The organism is Streptococcus sp. HMSC062D07 (genome assembly GCF_001814215.1).
GTDB lineage: Bacteria > Bacillota > Bacilli > Lactobacillales > Streptococcaceae > Streptococcus > Streptococcus infantis_I.
On record NZ_KV815324.1, the window covers coordinates 102336 to 122231 of the forward strand.

The window sequence follows — 19896 nt, forward strand, 5'->3', positions numbered from 1 at the left end:
ATATGAAAACATGGAAAGAAAAAATAGTACACTTTGCCATTAAGAATCGCAGAACTCCTCTAGAAAACCGCAGACGAGTTGGGAAAAGCCTTAGTCTCTTGGCTGTCATTCTCTTTGCTGTTTTTTTGGTTAACTTTGCGGTAATTATTGGTACAGGCTCAAAATTTGGTGTTGACCTAGTTAAGGAAGCAAGCAGGGTCCACCAAACAACTCGGACAGTTCCTGCAAAACGAGGAACTATCTATGACCGTAATGGAACTCCGATTGCAGAAGATGCAACCTCCTACAATGTTTATGCTGTAATAGATAAAGAATATAAGTCCGCTAATGGTGATGTTCTTTATGTAGAAGAATCTCAGTACAACAAAGTGGCAGAAATTTTTCATAAATACTTAGATATGGAGGAGACTTACGTCAAAGACCAACTCTCTCAACCAAATCTCAAACAGGTTTCTTTTGGTGCTAAAGGGAATGGGATTACCTATGCTAATATGATGTCCATTAAACAGGACTTAGAATCTGCTAAGGTTGAGGGTATTAATTTTACGACTAGTCCAAATAGAAGTTATCCAAATGGGAAATTTGCATCATCCTTTATTGGTTTAGCACAGTTACATGAAAATGAAGATGGCACGAAAAGTCTAATTGGGACATCTGGTATCGAGAGTTCCTTAAATAGTTTATTGGCAGGGACAGATGGTATTATAACCTATGAAAAAGACCGCTTAGGAAATATTGTTCCAGGTACGGAGCAAGTTACCCGACAGACTGTAAACGGGAAAGATGTCTATACGACCCTATCTAGTCCTTTACAATCTTTCATGGAAAGTCAAATGGATGCCTTCCAAGAAAAAGTCAAGGGTAAATATATGACCGCGACCTTGGTCAGTGCAAAGACCGGTGAAATCCTCGCTACCACCCAACGACCTACCTTTAATGCAGATACCAAAGAAGGAATCACTGAGGACTTTGTTTGGCGTGATATTCTTTATCAAAGTAACTATGAACCAGGATCAGCCTTTAAGGTCATGATGTTAGCTTCTTCTATTGATAATAATACCTTCCCAAGTGGAGAATACTTCAATAGCAGTGAATTCAAAATGGCGGATGCGACGACTCGAGATTGGGATGTTAATGCTGGTTTGACTACTGGTGGGATGATGACTTTCTCACAAGGTTTCGCTCACTCCAGTAATGTTGGAACGAGTCTACTTGAACAAAAAATGGGAGATGCTACTTGGTTGGATTATCTAAAACGCTTTAAATTTGGGGTTCCAACTCGCTTTGGCTTGACAGATGAATACGCTGGTCAACTTCCAGCTGATAATATTGTTAGTATTGCTCAAAGCTCATTTGGGCAAGGAATTTCAGTGACACAAACACAAATGCTTCGTGCCTTTACAGCTATTGCTAATGATGGAGTTATGCTGGAGCCAAAATTTATAAGTGCTATTTATGATACTAACAATCAGTCTGTACGTAAGTCACAAAAAGAAATAGTAGGAAATCCTGTTTCCAAAGAGGCAGCAAGCACAACTCGAAATCACATGATCTTAGTTGGGACGGACCCTCTATATGGAACTATGTATAATCACTACACAGGAAAGCCAATTATAACAGTTCCTGGACAAAATGTAGCAGTTAAATCCGGTACGGCTCAAATCGCTGATGAGAAAAATGGAGGATACTTGGTTGGTTCTACCAATTATATTTTCTCAGTTGTGACTATGAATCCTGCTGAAAATCCTGATTTTATCTTGTATGTAACGGTTCAACAGCCTGAGCATTTTGCTTCGGTACAACTAGGAGAATTTTCCAACCCTATTCTGGAACGAGCTTCAGCTATGAAGGAGACGCTCAATCTTCAATCTACGGCTAAGAATTTGGACCAAGTGACAACTACAACTAGTTATGCCATGCCTAGTATTAAGGACTCTAGCCCTGGAGATTTAGCTGAAGAACTCCGTCGTAACCTTGTACAACCAATTGTTATCGGTTCGGGAACAAAAATCAAAGAAAGCTCTGTAGCAGAAGGAACCAATCTAGACGCCAATCAGCAAATCTTACTCCTTTCAGATAAGGTAGAAGAGATGCCTGACTTATATGGCTGGTCTAAGAAAAATGTTGAAACCTTTGCCAAATGGCTGAATATCCAAGTTGAGTTTGAAGGCACAGGAGAAACTGTTAAAAAGCAAAGTGTTCGTGCCAATACAGCTTTAAAAGATTTACAGAAAATAAAAATAACATTAGGAGATTAGAATGCTTATTTCTATCTTTGCTGGAGTGATTGCCTTTATTCTAACAGTCATAGGAATTCCAGCCTTTATCCGTTTTTACCATAAAGCACAGATTACCGGTCAACAGATGCATGAGGATGTCAAACAACACCAAGCAAAAGCTGGGACACCAACAATGGGAGGACTCGTCTTTCTCCTAGCAGGAGTTTTAGTTAGTCTGGTCCTTGCTCTCGTGACTAATCAATTAACCAATAATGTCGGAATGATCCTCTTTATCCTGGTCTTATATGGTTTGGTCGGTTTCTTGGATGATTTCCTCAAGGTTTTCCGTAAAATCAATGAAGGACTTAATCCTAAACAAAAGTTCCTGCTTCAATTAGTAGGAGGAGTCATCTTCTATCTCTTTTATGAAAGAGGAGGGGATGTCTTAAATGTATTTGGGTATCCATTGCACCTAGGCGTTCTTTACATTTTCTTTGCTCTCTTCTGGTTAGTTGGTTTTTCGAATGCTGTTAACTTGACTGACGGAATTGATGGGTTGGCAAGTATCTCAGTAGTGATTAGCCTATCTGCCTATGGAGTCATTGCTTATGTACAAAACCAATTGGATATTCTCCTAGTGATTCTTGCCATGATTGGTGGTCTTCTTGGTTTCTTTGTCTTTAACCATAAGCCTGCTAAAGTTTTTATGGGAGATGTGGGAAGTCTTGCTCTTGGAGGAATGTTGGCCGCTATTTCTATGGCGTTACACCAAGAATGGACCTTGCTCTTGATTGGGATAGTGTATGTTTTTGAAACAACATCTGTCATGATGCAAGTTACCTACTTTAAGTTGACTGGAGGAAAACGTATCTTCCGGATGACACCAGTTCATCACCATTTTGAGTTGGGTGGATTTTCAGGTAAAGGTCAAGCCTGGAGTGAGTGGAAGGTCGATTTCTTCTTCTGGGGAGTGGGCTTGGTTGCTAGTCTCGTGACCTTGGCTTTCATGTATTTATTCTAAAATAGAATATTGGAATATAAAAGAGAAGGATTTATACCCTTCTCTTTTTAGTTCCTATTTTCTTCAATTGAGGAATCCTTTTCTCAAAAAAGTAAAATTATGATAAAATGGAAAAAAGAAAGATGAGCCTATGAGTTATTTTAAAAAGTATACATTTGATAAATCTAAGTTTAAGTTAGGAATGCGAACGTTTAAAACAGGAATCGCTGTTTTTTTGGTCCTCATGATTTTTGGTTTTTTTGGATGGAAGGGACTTCAGATTGGGGCTCTTACAGCCGTTTTTAGCTTGAGAGAAGACTTTGATAAAAGTGTCCACTTTGGGACATCACGTATTTTAGGGAATAGTATCGGTGGTTTTTATGCGCTGATGTTCTTCCTCCTAAATAACTTTTTTCATGGAGCCTTTTGGGTAACTCTTCTTGTAGTTCCAATTTGTACCATGTTAACCATTATGACAAATGTTGCCATGAACAATAAGTCAGGAGTTATCGGTGGAGTTGCGGCTATGTTGATTATTACCTTATCAATTCCGAGTGGAGAGACTGTTTTGTACGTATTTGCTCGTGTATTTGAAACTTTTATGGGTGTTTTTGCAGCAATTCTTGTAAATTACGATATTGATCGTTTACGGAGCATTTTACTGAAAAAGACAAAATAATGTCACAAGATATAACATTATTGATTGACGATTGAATTTTTTTAGACTATAATAGACAGAAAGAAGGAAGTGTACATGAAGGAAAAAGAATTTCGTCGCAATATGGCAGTTTTCCCCATTGGTAGTGTTATGAAGCTGACCGATCTTTCGGCGCGTCAAATTCGTTATTATGAAGATCAAGAGTTGATAAAACCTGATCGAAACGAAGGTAATCGCCGTATGTATTCTTTGAATGATATGGATCGATTGCTTGAAATTAAAGATTATATCTCTGAAGGTCTTAACATTGCTGCTATCAAGAAAAAATATGCCGAACGTGAGGCGAAAGCCAAGAAACCAGTCAGTCAAACTGAGGTGCGTCGGGCCCTTCGGAATGAGGTTCTTCAACAAAGTCGCTTTGCTTCTCAACAATCACCTTTTGGTCGCGGTTAGGCAACCGCTAGTCGTCAAATATAAGGAGAAAAAACATGCCAATCACAGCTGCAGATATTCGTCGTGAAGTTAAGGAAAAAAATGTAACCTTTATTCGTCTCATGTTTTCAGATATTTTGGGAACGATGAAAAACGTCGAAATTCCTGCTACAGATGAACAACTAGACAAGGTCTTGTCAAATAAGGCTATGTTTGATGGGTCTTCTATTGAAGGATTTGTCCGTATCAATGAATCAGACATGTATCTATATCCAGATTTGGACTCTTGGACAGTCTTCCCATGGGGAGATGAGAACGGTAGTGTCGCAGGATTGATTTGTGATGTCTATACAACAGAAGGGGAACCATTTGCAGGAGACCCTCGTGGAAATCTTAAACGTGCTCTTCGTCATATGGAAGAAGTTGGATTCAAATCTTTCAACCTTGGACCAGAGCCAGAATTCTTCCTATTTAAGCTTGATGAAAATGGAGACCCAACTCTTGAAGTGAATGACAAGGGTGGTTACTTTGATTTGGCGCCTACAGACCTTGCTGATAACACTCGTCGTGAAATTGTAAATGTCTTGACTAAAATGGGATTTGAAGTAGAAGCCAGTCACCACGAAGTTGCTGTAGGTCAACATGAGATTGACTTTAAGTATGATGAAGTTCTTCGTGCATGTGACAAGATTCAAATCTTTAAACTTGTTGTAAAAACAATTGCGCGTAAACATGGTTTGTATGCAACCTTTATGGCTAAACCTAAATTTGGTATCGCTGGTTCAGGAATGCACTGCAATATGTCCTTGTTTGATGATAAAGGGAACAACGCTTTCTTTGATCCAAATGATCCAAAAGGAATGCAATTGTCAGAAACAGCCTATCATTTCCTTGGTGGTTTGATCAAGCATGCCTACAACTACACAGCTATCATGAACCCGACCGTTAACTCATACAAACGTTTGGTTCCAGGGTATGAAGCACCTGTTTACATCGCTTGGGCTGGTCGTAACCGTTCACCGTTGGTGCGCGTTCCTGCTACTCGTGGAATGGGAACACGTTTGGAATTGCGCTCAGTAGACCCAATGGCAAACCCATATATCGCAATGGCTGTTCTTTTGGAAGTTGGTTTGCACGGTATTGAAAACAAAATCGAAGCACCAGCGCCAATCGAAGAAAACATCTATATCATGACTGCAGAAGAGCGTAAAGAGGCTGGTATCACAGACCTTCCATCAACTCTTCACAACGCTTTGAAGGCCATGACAGAAGACGAAGTGGTTAAAGCAGCTCTAGGTGAACACATCTACACTAGCTTCCTTGAAGCCAAACGAATTGAGTGGGCAAGCTATGCAACCTTCGTTTCACAATGGGAAATTGATAACTACCTAGATCTATACTAATGATAAATCAGAAAGATTGTCCGTGAGGACAATCTTTTTTTCTTGCATTTTATATCGAGGTGTGATATATTTTATATAACGAGGTGCGATATATCGAACTGAATAGGAGGTCTGATTAAATGGAATTAACAGATAAGATTAGGCGGGTTTACCTTCCCATGACTGAAACGGGTTTTTATATTCTGTTCTGTCTGCAAAAGGAGAACCATGGTTATGGTATTACACAAAAGGTCAAAGAGATGACAGATTCGCAAGTATCCATTAGTCCTGGAACTATGTATGGAACCCTATCGAAGATGGAAAAGGATGGTTTGGTTTCCTTTGTCCGAGAAGAGGAGAAACGTAAAATCTATCAGATAACAGACTTGGGCCGAAAAGTTTTAGAGATTGAGTTGAAACGTATTGAGCGGCTCTATAGAAACAGTCGGGAGGAGCTTTGATGGAAAAGAAAGTTGTTTATAGAATTGCTACCATTGCGGATTATGATAGAGAAGCTCTCTATCTCGGAGAAATGCATGCTCAGGGCTGGAAACTTAAGGAAGTTAGTTATTCTAACTTAGTAGTTGCGGTTAAGTATACTTTTGAAAAGTGCCAACCGGAGCAGGTGGTTTATCAGTTGGACTTTTATCCTATGAAAAAGTCAGAGAGAGCTTCCTATTTACAACTATTTAAAGATTGTGGCTGGGAGCATATTACAGACTTTAATGGTTTTTCCTACTTTAGAAAGCTTTATTCTGGAGTTGAGTCGGATGCCGAGTTTGAAATTTATAATGACGCGACAGGGAAGTTAGCAATGGTCAAGAAGATTTTAACAATGCGGATGCTTCCTATTTTGCTTCTCTTTTCAGCTCTACTACCGATTTTCTCAAAGTTTGTCAGTGGAGGTAGTTCTTTCAGTTGGGGAATGTTTTTGATTGTTATCATAGACTGTACTTTATTGATAGTTTTCGCGATTCAGATTTCTTATATTTTTTGGAGATTGTTTCAAAAGTGGAGTGAATTATCTGATAAATAAAACCATTTTGGAGGTTAGACAATGAAAAGCAAAGTACAATTTCGAATGTTTACCATTTTTGATTTGGATAAGGTAGAAGATTATTTGCATGAGATGCATTTGAAAGGTTGGAAATTTAAAGCCAATCGTTTTGGCTTTTTCTATTTTGAACCATGCCGATCAGATGATGTAATTTACCGTGTGTGGAATACTAGCTACCTTAGAAAAAATGAGATAGATTTACAAAGTATTAAGGATAGAGGATGGGAATTTGTGGAAAATTGTTCTTATACTGTTTTTCGAAAAGCAACTTGTGATGTAGATTCAAATGATCAATCATTCATGGACGATCGTCTTCGATGGGCTGATGTGAAATCTAGACTTCGTATATCTACAGTTTCTATCTCTGGCGGTCTAGTTGTTTGTATGAGCCTGTTTCGCGAAAGTCTCTCTCAGTCTTTCTTCCTTATTTTTGCCCTTTATGCCCTCATGATTTCTTACCTAATCTATAGTTTTTACAGACTTAAAAAGAAATATCTTGAGAATGTAAGATGATTTTCTAGGACCTCAGACTGATTTTTAGCACTCTTGGCAAAAGAGTGCTAATTTTTTGAGTTTTTGTCTTGACATTCTTTTCTAAGGGTGTATAATAGAATCATAAGTTAGCACTTGGATACGTCGAGTGCTAAAAAGATCTATCAGAGAGGAGTGACGAGATGGTTACAGAACGTCAGCAGAATATTTTAAATCTGATTATTGACATCTTTACCAAAACGCACGAACCTGTTGGATCTAAGGCCTTGCAAGAGACTATCAACTCAAGTAGTGCTACCATTCGAAATGATATGGCAGCTCTAGAAAAGCAAGGTTTGCTTGAAAAGGCTCATACTTCCAGTGGTCGGATGCCGAGTGTGGCTGGTTTTCAATATTATGTCAAACACTCCTTATCCTTCGACCGTTTAGCTGAGAATCAAGTTTATGAGATTGTAAAAGCCTTTGATCAGGAATTCTTCAAACTTGAGGATATTCTTCAAGAGGCAACTAGAATCTTGACAGACTTGAGTGGTTGTACGGTTGTTGCACTGGATGTAGAACCAAGTAGACAGAAGCTAACAGCTTTTGATATTGTTGTCCTCGGGCAACATACAGCTCTTGCTGTTTTTACGCTTGATGAGTCTAGAACAGTTACCAGTCAGTTTTTGATTCCGAGAAATTTCTTGCAGGAGGATTTAAATCGCCTCAAGACCATGATTCAAGAACGTTTCCTGGATCAGACTGTTTTGGATATTCACTACAAGATTCGGACAGAGATTCCGCAAATTATCCAACGTTACTTCACAACAACGGATAATGTTATGGATCTTATTGAGCATATCTTCAAAGAAATGTTCAATGAAAATATCGTGGTTTCTGGCAAAGTCAATCTTTTGAATTTCGCTAATTTAGCGGCCTATCAATTCTTTGATCAGCCACAAAAGGTAGCTTTGGAAATTCGAGAAAATCTGATTGGTGACCAGATGCAAAGTGTCCGAGTTGCGGATAGCCAAGAATCCTGTTTAGCTGACTTAGCAGTGATTAGCAGTAAGTTCCTGATTCCCTATCGTGGATTTGGAATCCTTGCGATTATAGGTCCGGTCAATCTGGATTATCAACAATTGGTCAATCAACTCAATGTAGTTAATCGAGTTTTGACTATGAAGTTGACGGATTTTTACCGCTACCTCAGCAGTAATCACTATGAAGTGAATTGAGATTGAAATCATTAAAGGAGGCGAAAATGGCCCAAGATATAAATAATAAAGAAGTAAAAGAAGAGGAAGTTGTTGAATCAGTAGAAGAAACAACTCCTGAGAAGTCTGAATTGGACTTGGCTAATGAACGTGCCGAGGAGTTTGAAAACAAATATCTTCGTGCCCACGCAGAAATGCAAAACATTCAGCGTCGTGCCAATGAAGAGCGTCAACTCTTGCAACGCTATCGCAGCCAAGATTTGGCAAAAGCAATTTTGCCATCGCTTGATAACCTTGAACGCGCTCTTGCCGTTGAAGGCTTGACAGATGATGTGAAGAAGGGCTTGGAAATGGTCCAAGAAAGTTTGATTCATGCTCTGAAAGAAGAAGGAATCGAGGAAATCGCAGCTGATGGAGAGTTTGACCATAACTACCATATGGCTATTCAAACAGTCCCAGCTGATGATGAGCATCCAGCTGACACCATCGCACAAGTCTTTCAAAAAGGCTACAAACTCCATGACCGTATCCTACGCCCAGCCATGGTGGTTGTATATAACTAGGCTAGAGAACTTAAAAACCTTGTCCGAAACGACAGAAAACTATGAAGAAAGATAAAAAATTATTCAGCTTTGCAATAGTGAGCGAAGCGAACTATTGGCGATACTCCTCGCCGTGGCGCTATTTGCGCAAACTTTGAGACCTTAGGCTCAAAGTTTAGTCAAAGAGATTGACGAAGTCAAGCTCTGACGGCGCCGCCACCTAAGAAGAGTATCAAAAAGAAAAAAAAATAAAATTTAAGGAGAAAAACACATGTCTAAAATTATCGGTATTGACTTAGGTACAACAAACTCAGCAGTTGCAGTTCTTGAAGGAACTGAATCAAAAATCATCGCAAACCCAGAAGGAAACCGTACAACTCCATCTGTAGTTTCTTTCAAAAACGGTGAAATCATCGTTGGTGACGCTGCAAAACGTCAAGCAGTCACAAACCCAGATACAGTTATCTCTATCAAATCTAAGATGGGTACTTCTGAAAAAGTTTCTGCTAACGGCAAAGAATACACTCCACAAGAAATCTCAGCTATGATTCTTCAATACTTGAAAGGTTATGCTGAAGAATACCTTGGTGAAAAAGTAACCAAGGCTGTTATCACAGTTCCAGCTTACTTTAACGATGCTCAACGTCAAGCAACTAAAGACGCTGGTAAAATCGCTGGACTTGAAGTAGAACGTATCGTGAACGAACCAACTGCAGCAGCTCTTGCTTACGGTTTGGACAAGACAGACAAAGAAGAAAAAATCTTGGTATTCGACCTTGGTGGTGGTACATTCGACGTATCTATCCTTGAACTCGGTGATGGTGTCTTTGATGTATTGGCAACTGCAGGGGATAACAAACTCGGTGGTGACGACTTTGACCAAAAAATCATCGATTACTTAGTAGCAGAATTCAAGAAAGAAAATGGTATCGACTTGTCAAACGACAAGATGGCTCTTCAACGTTTGAAAGACGCAGCTGAAAAAGCGAAGAAAGACCTTTCTGGTGTGACTTCAACACAAATCAGCTTGCCATTTATTACTGCTGGTGAGGCTGGACCTCTTCACTTGGAAATGACCTTGACTCGTGCCAAATTCGATGATTTGACTCGTGACCTTGTAGAACGTACTAAAGTTCCAGTTCGTCAAGCCCTTTCAGATGCAGGTTTGAGCTTGTCAGATATCGACGAAGTGATTCTTGTCGGTGGTTCAACTCGTATCCCTGCCGTTGTAGAAGCTGTTAAAGCTGAAACTGGTAAAGAGCCAAACAAATCAGTGAACCCTGACGAAGTAGTTGCCATGGGTGCTGCTATCCAAGGTGGTGTGATCACTGGTGACGTCAAAGACGTTGTCCTTCTTGACGTAACTCCATTGTCACTTGGTATCGAAACAATGGGTGGAGTTTTCACAAAACTCATCGACCGTAACACAACTATTCCAACATCTAAATCACAAGTCTTCTCAACTGCAGCGGATAACCAACCAGCCGTTGATATCCATGTTCTTCAAGGTGAACGTCCAATGGCAGCAGATAACAAGACTCTTGGACGTTTCCAATTGACAGATATCCCAGCTGCACCTCGTGGTATCCCACAAATCGAAGTAACATTCGACATCGACAAGAACGGTATCGTATCTGTTAAGGCCAAAGATCTTGGAACTCAAAAAGAACAAACAATCGTTATCCAATCCAACTCAGGTTTGACAGACGAAGAAATCGACCGCATGATGAAGGATGCAGAAGCAAACGCTGAAGCAGATAAGAAACGTAAAGAAGAAGTGGACCTTCGTAACGAAGTAGACCAAGCTATCTTTGCGACTGAAAAGACAATCAAAGAAACTGAAGGCAAAGGATTCGATGCAGAACGTGACGCTGCACAAGCTGCCCTTGATGATCTTAAGAAAGCTCAAGAAGACAACAGCTTGGATGAAATGAAAGCAAAACTTGAAGCATTGAACGAAAAAGCTCAAGGACTTGCGGTTAAACTCTACGAACAAGCCGCAGCAGCGCAACAAGCTCAAGCAGGAGCAGAAGGTGCACAAGCAACAGGAAACGCAGGCGATGACGTCGTAGACGGAGAGTTTACTGAAAAGTAAGATGTTGAGGCGTTAAGAAAACGAAAGAAAAATAGGAAGCCATCGCCTTGTGCGATGCACAAAAGATGGCTTATCTTTTTTCCGAAGTTTTTAGCCGAAACTCAATTCAGCCTTACTAGTTCAAAAACAAAGTATAATCGACTTTGCTTTAGAATGTCGTAATGATAAGAAGAAATCCAGAGGTTGCAACCCAGCCTCTGTTTTTCGGTAAAATAGAGGATGTTGCGTATGAAAAAAGTACTTTGTATCATTTATCCTAATTTCTCTCTTTATGAGATAACCACTTTAACGAGTACTTTATCTCTGTCTTTTGACATCACGATTGATTATGTAGCTTCTGAGAATTCGATGGTGGTCTCTGAGGATGGTTTGCCCTGTCAACCGACGAAAACATTGGATCAGATCTGTATAGAAGATTATTCTTGTGTGATTTTGCCAGGAATGGTAAATATAGGTCCTGCTCTACAAGATGAGAAATTGATCTTGTTTTTGAGAAGTCTTAATGAGCAAGATATCCTAATTGCAGCTATTTCTTCAGCGCCCCTTTTATTGGCGAAAGCAGGCTTGTTGAAGGACACGAAATTCACAGGTGGGATTTGGCAAAACTTCTTTGACTATTTTGAATTTCTTCCACGAGAAAATTTCAAACCGAAAGTTCTTGTGCAAGATAAACAAATCATTACGGCTATCGGTTTTGCACATCAAGAGTTTGCAAGAAAAGTGATTCTAAGTTTAGGGCTGGCAGAGAATACGGACAACTATTTTAAAGAACAAAACGAGTATGCAGAAGAGGATTTGATATTTACTCTATCAGATGTAGAGTTTGATCAAGTGAAGCAAAGTATAGAAAACATCCTCTAAAGTTTTACATGAAAATTATAGAAAGGAACAAAGAGTGTTCGCAACTGAACATGGGTTCCAAAGTTTCTAATTTAATATAAAAGAAAGGAACAAAGAGCGTTCGGGGAATTGAACTCGAGCGGAAAGCTTGGAAATTAGATAAACCGCTTAAGAAATCAGGATTTCTTGTCGGTTTCCTAAATTTCAGTCGCTTTCTGTTCGCTCTTAGTATCTTGTATGAACAATACTGAATTTTATGACCGTTTGGGCGTTTCAAAGAATGCATCTCAAGATGAGATCAAGAAAGCCTATCGGAAATTATCTAAAAAATATCACCCAGATATCAACAAAGAACCTGGTGCTGAGGAAAAGTACAAGGAAGTTCAAGAAGCTTATGAGACCTTAAGTGATGAACAGAAACGTGCTGCCTATGACCAATATGGTGCGGCTGGAGCCAACGGTGGCTTTGGTGGTGCAGGCAGTTTCGGTGGCTTCGATGGTGCAGGCGGTTTTGGTGGATTTGAAGATATCTTCTCAAGTTTTTTCGGCGGAGGCGGTTCTTCTCGCAATCCAAACGCTCCTCGTCAAGGTGATGACCTCCAGTATCGCGTCAATTTGACTTTTGAAGAAGCCATCTTTGGTACTGAAAAAGAAGTCAAATACAATCGTGAATCAAGCTGTCGTACTTGTAACGGATCAGGTGCTAAGCCTGGAACAAGTCCAGTTACTTGTGGACGCTGTCACGGTTCTGGTGTTATCAACGTCGATACTCAAACACCGCTTGGTATGATGCGTCGCCAAGTAACCTGTGATGTCTGTCATGGTCGCGGAAAAGAAATCAAAGATCCATGTACAACATGTCATGGAACAGGTCATGAAAAACAAGCCCACAGTGTCCATGTGAAAATTCCAGCAGGTGTCGAAACTGGTCAACAAATTCGTCTAGCTGGTCAAGGGGAGGCAGGCTTTAACGGTGGTCCTTATGGAGACTTGTATGTGGTGGTTTCTGTAGAACCGAGCGATAAATTTGAGCGTGAAGGAACAACTATTTTCTACAAGTTAAACCTCAATATCGTCCAAGCAACTCTTGGTGATACTGTCGATATCCCAACCGTTCACGGTGATGTTGAATTGGTGATTCCAGAGGGGACTCAAACTGGTAAACGATTCCGCCTACGTGGTAAGGGAGCTCCGAGCCTACGTGGTGGTGCTGTTGGTGACCAATATGTCACTGTTAATGTCGTGACGCCTACAGGCTTGAACGAACGGCAAAAAGCAGCCTTGAAAGAATTTGCAGCTGCAGGTGACTTGAAAGTCAATCCAAAGAAAAAAGGCTTCTTTGACCACATAAAAGATGCCTTCGAGGGGGAATAAAAAAAAGAGCCATGAGGCTCTTTTTTGTTTGTAGATAGTAACGGAGAAAAGAATCTCCGACTGTCTCCTATTGATATTTTTGAGTGAGTAAACCAGCCTCATCCATGTCCTGGATGAGTTGCTTGAGTTCCGCTTCCTTGCCAGGTTTCACGGTGACGGTATCAATGTGCTTAATCGCCGAATTATCCTGGATATCCACCAAGGTCAACGCTTTTTCATAGAATGCGATTCCCTTTTTCATGCTTTCCGGATCATTCAAAGTTAGAATTGTGTAAGAAGAATGTGATTTCTTTCCGTTTTCTCGGAAATGCTTCTCGCCTTCCTCCTCTAAAAATTGTATTAAACCATGATTGAACAAGTTATCCCCTACTTTATAGTAAGAAATATCTCCTGTCTGTAGGACATAGACTTTGAGTCGGTTTTTAGTGAGGTTTGAACTTTCTTTAAGGACTGGGTGGCTATTGATGACCTCATCTGAGAAAGTCACATAAAAATCCAAGCCTCCCCCCTCGAATTGATAGCTACCATTTGATTCTACTTTTTCAGGAGGGAGGTCAATGGAGATAAAGATTTGTTTTAAGGCTTCCTTCCCCTCTCGGATGTCACTCGGTGAAGCCTTGAAAAGATTGGCCACTAGTAGAAATGCTAGGGTTACAAAAAGACAGAAGCAACCAGAAATAATCAAGATGACTTTTAAAAACTGTTTCATGTTTAGTCCCTCCCTTTTCTGTTCGAATCTAGTAACCCAAAATGGATTTAAGGAAAGTTGGATGCTTTCTTTTTTAGTTTTCTTCAGTTTCTCGTAGTTCTTTTATGACAGCAAGTCTTGCTTGGAGGTCTTTCTCTAAGACTTTAAATTTGTAAGTGAGGTCTTCTTGATACTCTTTGATGACTTCTTTTTGTTGATTGATAATTTGTAAGCTATTTTGGATAACATCTAAATCACCTTTGATTGCTTCAACGCGATCAGTTGTATCTAAAACTTCTTCAGTGATAACTTCACGATTTTTAACGAGGAGGTAAGATCCGACTGCTGATCCAGCAAAAAGTAGTAAATTTGATAGTTTCATAGGAACTCCTTAAGCGTTTTTGATGGTTTCAGCGACTTGGGCAAGTTTGTCAAAGTCAGGTTCATGGGCAACAAAGTCAATTTTTAGGTCATCATCTGCACCATAACGAGGAACGAGGTGGACATGGGTATGGAAAACGGTTTGTCCAGCTACCTCTTCGCAGTTGGCGATGATATTCATACCTTCAGCTTGGGTAGCTTTCATAACCTTTTGAGAAATGACTGGAACCTTAGCAAAGAGTTGGCTAGCGCTCGCAGCATCCATTTCTAAAAGATTGCGATAGTGTTCTTTTGGTACGACCAAAGTATGACCAGGTGTTACTTGAGAAATATCAAGAAAGGCAAGAACTTGCTCATCCTCATAAACCTTGGCTGCAGGGATTTCTCCTGCTAAAATCTTACAAAAAATACAATCTGACATAAAAACCACCTCTAGTGTATTGAATTTTGATATAATATAGCTACATTATACCAGATTCGGAGAAAATATGTTAGAAATTAAAAACCTGACAGGAGGCTATGTTCATGTCCCTGTCTTGAAAGATGTTTCCTTTACAGTTGAAAGCGGACAGTTAGTTGGTTTGATTGGTTTGAATGGTGCAGGAAAATCAACGACTATCAATGAAATTATTGGTCTTTTGACGCCATATAGTGGGGAGATCAAGATTGACGGATTGACTTTAGGAGAGGATGCTACGAGCTATCGCAAGAAAATTGGTTATATCCCTGAAACTCCTAGCTTGTACGAGGAATTGACTCTCAGAGAACATATTGAGACAGTTGCTATGGCCTATGGTATCGAGCAAAATCTAGCTTTTGAACGTGTAGAGCCGCTTTTAAAAATGTTCCGTTTGGATCAAAAATTGGATTGGTTTCCAGTTCATTTTTCCAAAGGGATGAAGCAAAAGGTTATGATTATCTGTGCCTTTGTCGTGGATCCTAGTCTCTTTATCGTAGATGAACCTTTCCTTGGTCTTGATCCTTTAGCGATTTCAGATTTGATTCAACTTCTAGAAGCGGAAAAGAAAAAAGGAAAGTCTATCCTTATGAGTACCCACGTTCTTGATTCTGCTGAAAAGATGTGTAACTCTTTTGTCATTCTTCACAAAGGTCAAGTAAGAGCCAAAGGAAATCTCCAACAACTCCGAGAAGCCTTTGATATGCCAGAAGCAAGCCTCAATGATATCTATTTGGCTCTGACCAAAGAGGAGGAACTATGAAGGACTTGTTTTTAAAACGAAAGCAGGAATTTCGCAAGGAATGCTTGGGCTATCTCCGTTATGTGCTCAATGATCATTTTGTCTTATTTTTGTTGGTGTTGTTAGGATTTTTGGCCTACCAGTACAACCAGTTGCTCCAACACTTTCCTGAGAATCATTTCCCAATCCTAATTTTGATTGGGATGATGTCTATTTTGCTTTTGCTTTGGGGTGGTATTGCGACCTATCTAGAAGCGCCTGACAAACTATTTCTTTTAGTTGCTGAAGAAGAAGTGAGAGAACACATACAGAAGCAAAGTATGATTTCTTTCATCTTTTGGGTCAGTGTACAGACTCTCTTTTTGCTCCTGTTTGCGCCTTTATTCTTAGCCATGGGTCTTGGTTTGCCGATTTTTGGAGTCTATCTCCTTGTCTTGGGGATAGTAAAATATGTGATTTTTCGCCAAAAGTCTAGCAACTTTTTCCTTGGAAATGGACTAGACTGGGATTATGTCATTGCACAGGAAAGCAAACGTAAGCAGTTCTTGCTTCGATTCTTTGCCCTCTTTACACAGGTCAAGGGGATTTCAAATAGTGTTAAGCGCCGAGCTTATCTGGACTTTATTCTCAAGGGAGTTCAGAAAGTACCAGGAAAAATCTGGCAGAATCTTTATCTCCGCTCCTACCTGAGAAATGGAGATTTATTCGCCCTTAGTATGCGACTCATAATCCTATCTTTGACCGCTCTCGTCTTCATTGAGCAATCTTGGATTGCAGTCGCAATTGTAATTTTATTCAATTATCTTTTGTTATTCCAGCTTCTAGCCCTCTATCATGCCTTCGACTATCAATATTTGACGCAATTATTCCCAGTAGGTAAGGGGCAAAAAGAGAAAGGCTTGAAGGAAATTTTGAGAGCGATTGGGTTCTTTGTATTAATCTTGGAAAGTCTTATAGGATTGCTTGTTTTTAAGGACAAAATTCTTGTTCTAGCACTTGTGGGAGCAAGTCTTGTCTTGCAATTTCTTTATTTGCCGTATCAACTGAGAAGATTGGTTGACGAATAGCATAAAAATTAGTAGAATAATAAGGAAACTTTATTCGGAGGAAAGAAATGGACTTGGGTGATATTGAGCTAACGCTAACCCCGATATCTGGGAAGAGCGGAAAAGCTTATATGGGAAGTTATCCTGATGGAAAACGTGTTTTTATAAAAATGAATACTTCTCCAATCCTGCCTGGTTTAGCTAGAGAGCAAATTGCACCACAATTGCTCTGGAGTCGTCGTTTACCAGACGGCCGTGATATGTCCGCTCAGGAATGGTTGACAGGAAAAATTTTGACGCCAAGCGATATGAACCGTAAACAAATTATCGATATTTTGACACGTTTACACTGTTCACGTCCCTTAATGACCCAGTTGACACGATTGGGATATGCAATGGAAACACCTTCGGATTTACTTCAGTCATGGGTAAACAAGGCTCCGGATGCTTTAAAAAACAACCAGTATCTACGTATGGTTTTAGGTGATTTGCGTGAGAATCTTCCTAGCTTTAGGGAAGACTATGCAACCATAGTCCATGGAGATGTTCGTCATAGCAACTGGTTTGAGACAGAGAGTGGCTTGATTTATTTAGTAGATTGGGATTCTGTTCGCTTGACTGATCGTATGTTTGATGTGGCCTATCTGCTCTGTCACTATATTCCAGAGTATCAGTGGCAAGAATGGCTAACTAATTATGGCTATAAGTATAATCAAACTGTCTTGAATAAGTTATATTGGTATGCTCAACTGTCATTTTTGAGCCTCATTACCAAATACTATGAAAATCAAGATTTGGATAATGTAAATCGGGAAATCTATGCTTTGCGTAGCTTCCGAGATAAGTATGGAAAGAAAAAATGAGAGTTAGAAATCGTAAAGGGGCAACAGAACTGTTAGAGGCTAATCCGCAGTATGTTGTCTTAAACCCCGCAGAAGCTAAAGGTAAGTGGCGAGATTTGTTTGGCAATGACAATCCAATCCATGTAGAGGTTGGTAGTGGCAAAGGTGCTTTCGTAACAGGAATGGCCAAACAAAACCCTGGCATCAACTATATCGGGATTGATATTCAGAAATCTGTATTAAGCTATGCTTTGGACAAGGTATTAGAAGTTGGAGTTCCCAACATCAAACTTCTATGGGTTGATGGTTCAGAATTGACCAATTATTTTGAAGATGGTGAAATTGATCGCTTGTATTTGAATTTCTCGGATCCATGGCCTAAAAAACGCCATGCGAAGCGTCGTTTGACTTATAAGAGCTTCTTGGATACTTTCAAACGAATCTTGCCTGAACATGGTGAAATTCATTTCAAGACAGATAATCGTGGCTTGTTTGAATATAGCTTGGTGAGCTTTTCACAATATGGCATGAAACTCAATGGTGTTTGGTTAGATTTACATGCCAGTGGCTTTGAGGGAAATGTCATGACTGAGTATGAGCAAAAGTTCTCAAGCAAGGGTCAAGTCATCTACCGAGTTGAAGCAGAATTTTAAGAAAAAGCTTGAAGTCAGGCTATTTGAGTGCTTATGCTTTACATTATTACTAAAAAGTGCTATACTTAATAATAAGAATATAAGAAAGAGAGGCGGGGAGATATCTTCGCCTCTTGCTTATGAGGAGGTGGACGCAATCGCAACTATCGTTGAATTAGTCAGAGAAGTCGTAGAACCTGTTATTGAAGCTCCTTTTGAACTCGTAGATATCGAGTACGGAAAGATTGGCAGTGACATGATTCTTAGTATTTTTGTAGACAAGCCTGAAGGAATCACCTTGAATGATACGGCAGACTTGACTGAAATTATCAGTCCGGTCCTAGATACTATCAAGCCGGATCCCTTCCCAGAACAATATTTCCTAGAAATTACAAGTCCAGGATTGGAGCGTCCTTTGAAAACCAAGGAAGCAGTCGCTGGAGCGGTTGGGAAATACATCCATGTCGGGCTCTATCAAGCCATCGATAAGCAAAAGGTTTTTGAAGGAACCTTGTTGTCCTTTGAAGAGGATGAGTTGACTATGGAATATATGGATAAAACTCGCAAGAAAACAGTCCAAATTCCATATAACTTGGTATCAAAAGCACGTTTAGCAGTAAAATTATAGAAAGAAAGGATAGCTTTTGAGAATTCAAAAGTAAAAAGAACATGAGTAAAGAAATGCTAGAGGCCTTCCGCATTTTGGAAGAAGACAAGGGAATCAAGAAAGAAGATATCATCGACGCAGTAGTAGAATCACTTCGTTCTGCTTACCGTAGACGCTATGGTCAATCTGATAGTGTAGCTATTGATTTTAACGAAAAGACAGGGGACTTTACTGTCTATACTGTCCGTGAAGTTGTTGATGAAGTATTTGATAGCCGTTTGGAAATCAGTTTAAAAGATGCCCTTGCTATTAATTCAGCCTATGAGCTTGGTGACAAAATCAAATTTGAAGAAGCACCAGGAGAGTTTGGTCGTGTAGCAGCCCAATCTGCTAAACAAACAATCATGGAAAAAATGCGTAAGCAAACACGTGCCATTACCTACAATACATACAAAGAGCATGAACAAGAAATCATGTCAGGTACAGTTGAACGTTTTGACAACCGCTTCATTTATGTCAATCTTGGCAGCATTGAAGCCCAATTGTCAAAACAAGACCAAATTCCTGGAGAAGTTTTTGCTTCTCATGATCGTATCGAAGTTTATGTCTACAAGGTTGAAGATAATCCTCGTGGAGTAAACGTCTTTGTTAGCCGTAGCCATCCAGAAATGATCAAACGTTTGATGGAGCAAGAAATTCCTGAAGTATATGATGGAACTGTTGAAATCATGAGCGTAGCCCGTGAAGCAGGTGATCGTACGAAAGTTGCTGTTCGTAGCCACAATCCTAACGTGGATGCTATTGGAACAATCGTTGGACGCGGTGGTGCTAACATCAAGAAAATCACTAGCAAATTCCACCCAGCTCGCTACGATGCTAAGAGCGACCGCATGGTACCGGTAGAAGAAAACATCGACGTTATCGAGTGGGTAGTGGATCCAGCTGAGTTTATTTACAATGCTATTGCTCCTGCTGAAGTTGACCAAGTTATCTTTGATGAAAATGACAGCAAACGTGCCTTGGTGGTTGTTCCAGATAACAAGCTATCTCTTGCAATCGGTCGTCGTGGACAAAATGTTCGTTTAGCAGCACATTTGACTGGTTACCGTATTGATATCAAGTCTGCAAGTGAATTTGAAGCTATGGAAGAAGCAGGTCAAGTGGATTACGCTGAAACAGACGAATTGACTGAAGAATAAGATCTGCTAGAGGAG

Annotated in this window: 22 protein-coding genes; 19 read left to right on the forward strand and 3 right to left on the reverse strand. The window is 39.9% G+C overall.

What is annotated here, in order from left to right:
• The first annotated feature begins 2 nt into the window (after nucleotides 1-2).
• From pbp2X to dnaJ, 13 genes are all read left to right on the forward strand, one after another.
• On the forward strand, nucleotides 3-2258 hold the full coding sequence (pbp2X, locus tag HMPREF2957_RS01115) for a penicillin-binding protein PBP2X (protein WP_049494145.1): 2256 nt from the start codon (nucleotides 3-5) through the stop codon (nucleotides 2256-2258).
• 1 nt (nucleotide 2259) lies between these two features.
• Nucleotides 2260-3240 (forward strand): phospho-N-acetylmuramoyl-pentapeptide-transferase, encoded by a 981-nt coding sequence (gene mraY, locus HMPREF2957_RS01120; RefSeq protein ID WP_070677033.1) that lies wholly within the window; start codon nucleotides 2260-2262, stop codon nucleotides 3238-3240.
• Nucleotides 3241-3370: 130 nt separating this feature from the next.
• Nucleotides 3371-3898: an FUSC family protein gene (locus HMPREF2957_RS01125; RefSeq protein WP_045614551.1), complete on the forward strand. Its 528-nt coding sequence runs from the start codon at nucleotides 3371-3373 to the stop codon at nucleotides 3896-3898.
• Between the two features lie 75 nt (nucleotides 3899-3973).
• Nucleotides 3974-4330 (forward strand): transcriptional repressor GlnR, encoded by a 357-nt coding sequence (gene glnR / locus HMPREF2957_RS01130; RefSeq protein ID WP_000659542.1) that lies wholly within the window; start codon nucleotides 3974-3976, stop codon nucleotides 4328-4330.
• A gap of 35 nt (nucleotides 4331-4365) precedes the next feature.
• Nucleotides 4366-5712 (forward strand): type I glutamate--ammonia ligase, encoded by a 1347-nt coding sequence (gene glnA, locus HMPREF2957_RS01135; protein ID WP_070677034.1) that lies wholly within the window; start codon nucleotides 4366-4368, stop codon nucleotides 5710-5712.
• A gap of 119 nt (nucleotides 5713-5831) precedes the next feature.
• Nucleotides 5832-6152 carry a PadR family transcriptional regulator gene (locus HMPREF2957_RS01140; protein WP_000423982.1) on the forward strand — a complete coding sequence of 107 codons (321 nt, stop codon included), beginning with the start codon at nucleotides 5832-5834 and terminating at the stop codon, nucleotides 6150-6152.
• The gene (locus HMPREF2957_RS09470) at nucleotides 6152-6727 is read left to right on the forward strand and encodes a DUF2812 domain-containing protein (protein WP_070677035.1); all 576 of its coding nucleotides are present in this window, start codon (nucleotides 6152-6154) and stop codon (nucleotides 6725-6727) included. The genes HMPREF2957_RS01140 and HMPREF2957_RS09470 overlap by 1 nt, the downstream gene beginning before the upstream one ends.
• Nucleotides 6728-6748: 21 nt before the next feature.
• Nucleotides 6749-7261, forward strand: coding sequence for a DUF2812 domain-containing protein (locus HMPREF2957_RS01150; RefSeq protein WP_045614546.1), 513 nt, complete (start codon nucleotides 6749-6751; stop codon nucleotides 7259-7261).
• Nucleotides 7262-7422: 161 nt separating this feature from the next.
• Nucleotides 7423-8457 carry a heat-inducible transcriptional repressor HrcA gene (hrcA, locus tag HMPREF2957_RS01155; protein ID WP_070677036.1) on the forward strand — a complete coding sequence of 345 codons (1035 nt, stop codon included), beginning with the start codon at nucleotides 7423-7425 and terminating at the stop codon, nucleotides 8455-8457.
• A gap of 26 nt (nucleotides 8458-8483) precedes the next feature.
• Nucleotides 8484-8999 (forward strand): nucleotide exchange factor GrpE, encoded by a 516-nt coding sequence (gene grpE / locus HMPREF2957_RS01160; RefSeq protein WP_070677037.1) that lies wholly within the window; start codon nucleotides 8484-8486, stop codon nucleotides 8997-8999.
• 250 nt (nucleotides 9000-9249) lie between these two features.
• Nucleotides 9250-11073 carry a molecular chaperone DnaK gene (dnaK, locus tag HMPREF2957_RS01165; RefSeq protein WP_070677038.1) on the forward strand — a complete coding sequence of 608 codons (1824 nt, stop codon included), beginning with the start codon at nucleotides 9250-9252 and terminating at the stop codon, nucleotides 11071-11073.
• A 228-nt stretch (nucleotides 11074-11301) separates the two neighbouring features.
• Nucleotides 11302-11934: a DJ-1/PfpI family protein gene (locus tag HMPREF2957_RS01170; RefSeq protein ID WP_070677039.1), complete on the forward strand. Its 633-nt coding sequence runs from the start codon at nucleotides 11302-11304 to the stop codon at nucleotides 11932-11934.
• A 216-nt stretch (nucleotides 11935-12150) separates the two neighbouring features.
• Nucleotides 12151-13287, forward strand: coding sequence for a molecular chaperone DnaJ (gene dnaJ / locus HMPREF2957_RS01175; RefSeq protein WP_070677040.1), 1137 nt, complete (start codon nucleotides 12151-12153; stop codon nucleotides 13285-13287).
• A 67-nt stretch (nucleotides 13288-13354) separates the two neighbouring features.
• Here the strand turns inward: dnaJ and HMPREF2957_RS01180 are convergent, their stop codons facing one another.
• The 3 genes from HMPREF2957_RS01180 to HMPREF2957_RS01190 form a co-directional block, all read right to left on the reverse strand.
• A complete protein-coding gene (locus tag HMPREF2957_RS01180; protein ID WP_070677041.1) occupies nucleotides 13355-13996 on the reverse strand; it encodes a hypothetical protein in 642 nt (213 codons plus the stop codon).
• A 73-nt stretch (nucleotides 13997-14069) separates the two neighbouring features.
• On the reverse strand, nucleotides 14070-14357 hold the full coding sequence (locus HMPREF2957_RS01185) for a hypothetical protein (RefSeq protein WP_004251799.1): 288 nt from the start codon (nucleotides 14355-14357) through the stop codon (nucleotides 14070-14072).
• Nucleotides 14358-14366: 9 nt separating this feature from the next.
• Entirely contained in the window at nucleotides 14367-14777 is a 411-nt protein-coding gene (locus HMPREF2957_RS01190; protein ID WP_004251801.1) for an HIT family protein, read from the reverse strand.
• A 67-nt stretch (nucleotides 14778-14844) separates the two neighbouring features.
• Here HMPREF2957_RS01190 and HMPREF2957_RS01195 point away from each other — a divergent pair, with 67 nt between their 5' ends.
• The 6 genes from HMPREF2957_RS01195 to nusA all read left to right on the forward strand — a co-directional run bounded on the left by HMPREF2957_RS01195 (nucleotide 14845) and on the right by nusA (nucleotide 19881).
• The gene (locus tag HMPREF2957_RS01195; RefSeq protein WP_004251802.1) at nucleotides 14845-15576 is read left to right on the forward strand and encodes an ABC transporter ATP-binding protein; all 732 of its coding nucleotides are present in this window, start codon (nucleotides 14845-14847) and stop codon (nucleotides 15574-15576) included.
• Nucleotides 15573-16622: an ABC transporter permease gene (locus HMPREF2957_RS01200; protein ID WP_004251805.1), complete on the forward strand. Its 1050-nt coding sequence runs from the start codon at nucleotides 15573-15575 to the stop codon at nucleotides 16620-16622. The genes HMPREF2957_RS01195 and HMPREF2957_RS01200 overlap by 4 nt, the downstream gene beginning before the upstream one ends.
• Before the next feature lie 47 nt (nucleotides 16623-16669).
• Nucleotides 16670-17464, forward strand: coding sequence for a cell cycle regulator CcrZ (ccrZ, locus tag HMPREF2957_RS01205; RefSeq protein WP_004251808.1), 795 nt, complete (start codon nucleotides 16670-16672; stop codon nucleotides 17462-17464).
• On the forward strand, nucleotides 17461-18096 hold the full coding sequence (trmB, locus tag HMPREF2957_RS01210) for a tRNA (guanosine(46)-N7)-methyltransferase TrmB (protein WP_004251811.1): 636 nt from the start codon (nucleotides 17461-17463) through the stop codon (nucleotides 18094-18096). Before ccrZ ends, trmB begins: the two co-directional genes overlap by 4 nt.
• Nucleotides 18097-18223: 127 nt before the next feature.
• Nucleotides 18224-18703, forward strand: coding sequence for a ribosome maturation factor RimP (gene rimP / locus HMPREF2957_RS01215; RefSeq protein WP_004251813.1), 480 nt, complete (start codon nucleotides 18224-18226; stop codon nucleotides 18701-18703).
• Nucleotides 18704-18744: 41 nt separating this feature from the next.
• Nucleotides 18745-19881, forward strand: a complete 1137-nt coding sequence (gene nusA, locus HMPREF2957_RS01220) for a transcription termination factor NusA (RefSeq protein WP_070677042.1) — start codon at nucleotides 18745-18747, stop codon at nucleotides 19879-19881.
• Nucleotides 19882-19896: the final 15 nt, after the last annotated feature.